The sequence below is a fragment of the Paenibacillus sp. oral taxon 786 str. D14 genome, from assembly GCF_000159955.1.
GTDB lineage: Bacteria > Bacillota > Bacilli > Paenibacillales > Paenibacillaceae > Fontibacillus > Fontibacillus phoenicis.
This window is the reverse complement of record NZ_GG695989.1, coordinates 47,772-49,233: the sequence shown is the minus strand read 5'-3', so window position 1 is coordinate 49,233 and position 1,462 is coordinate 47,772. Positions and strand designations below refer to the sequence as shown.

Sequence of the window (1,462 nt, the reverse complement as noted above, 5' to 3'; positions counted from 1 at the left end):
ACGTTGGGTGTAAATGGAACGAATCTTGTTCAGCAAGCCCTACTTTAGCTGCTGATACATAGGATACAGCAAAACTAAATACCATAAGAACACTCATCAATAATAAAGATAATCTCTTTTTCAAAATCATCATCTCCTTTTCACATCTAGGGGCACACGCATGCCCTTTTTATATACTAGAAATCCGGTTCACAACATAAGTTCCATTATAATCCAAGCATCCTTTTCACTCAATTGATTCTCCCCCCTTTACTTTGCTTCTATAAAATGCAAAAAGCCCCACCAACCGAAATTAGTGGAGCTAAAACAAATCTTTGTATATATCGCCGCGATCTATCGCTCTTATAAAAATAATCTCTTCTTGATCATTTAGGCCTTGAGTAATGCGCTACCGTACCGCCGTTTCCTGCTTACAGAGATACTTGATTGCTTCTTTATGGTAAGTCAACTTGTAGTCCGAACTCACGCTTAGCTTCCCCCCTGAAACAAACTCGGTCGGAGCTTTTAGTTGTCTCAGTTCTTCGTCGCTCAACGGTTCATTATCTGGTTCCAGGCTGCTTATTTCATCCCAGCCCATCTTTTTCTCAGAACGGTCAATTAGGTATCGAAGGAAATCATATGCAGTGTTCTAATCTCGCTCATTCAGATGTTCAATTAATTTGCGAGCCACCGTAGTCCTCTCCTTTCATTACTTAACATCTCGCTCATTGTATCACCATTTAGTCGCTAAAAGAAAATACCCTCTTAAAAGAGGATATTAGAACTGTTAAATAATTCCATATTTTAATTTAAAGCTTCGCTATTAAGTTGATTCCATTATATACCTTATGAGGAGAAAATGCAAGATCATTTGTTCGCTTATTTGAACCGAGGATGAATGTGAAATTGATTTCTGTGTATAAGGTACATGCTGAAGTGAATAATATAAATTGGTGAATAACATCAGCGTGGCTAGATGACATGCCTTCCCCCCCGTTGTAAATAGGTCGTTTTTACAACGGGGAACGACCAGTTGGGGCAGGACCAACATGTTATTCACCCCTTCTTTTTCTGTATCTTTGACGGCTTATTATCGATTTTGTACGGTAAGCAGGATTGTTTTTAAAAAATGCCTCGTTAAGTCTCTGGGTTTCTTTATAATCCATTTCTTTAAAGATGGCTGCATTCGCAACAAGACGTTTTATCATAACTTTAAGTATGGGCTCCTTAGCAGCATCATTCATTTTTATCGCAGCATTTACAAAATCGTTAGCACTTCCCTCAAACTCTAATGCAAAAAGTTTTTGTAAATCATACAGTTGGTTAGTCTCACATCTTTCCGGATAATTAGCAATATAACTAAATGTGTGCTCCTTAACAGCTTGTTTCATTGATACTTTGTATAACTCCAATAAGAAAGACATAGCTATCCACTGAAGACCTTGAATAAGATCCTTAGTTTTTGCAGGCTTTTGTTTAATAT

Annotated in this window: 1 protein-coding gene; it reads right to left on the bottom strand. The window is 37.5% G+C overall.

Going from position 1 to position 1,462, the window contains the following annotated elements:
- Positions 1-1,031 precede the first annotated feature (1,031 nt).
- Positions 1,032-1,462, bottom strand: a 431-nt coding sequence (locus POTG_RS18650) for a hypothetical protein (protein ID WP_036646221.1), incomplete at its 5' end; no start/stop codon positions are given.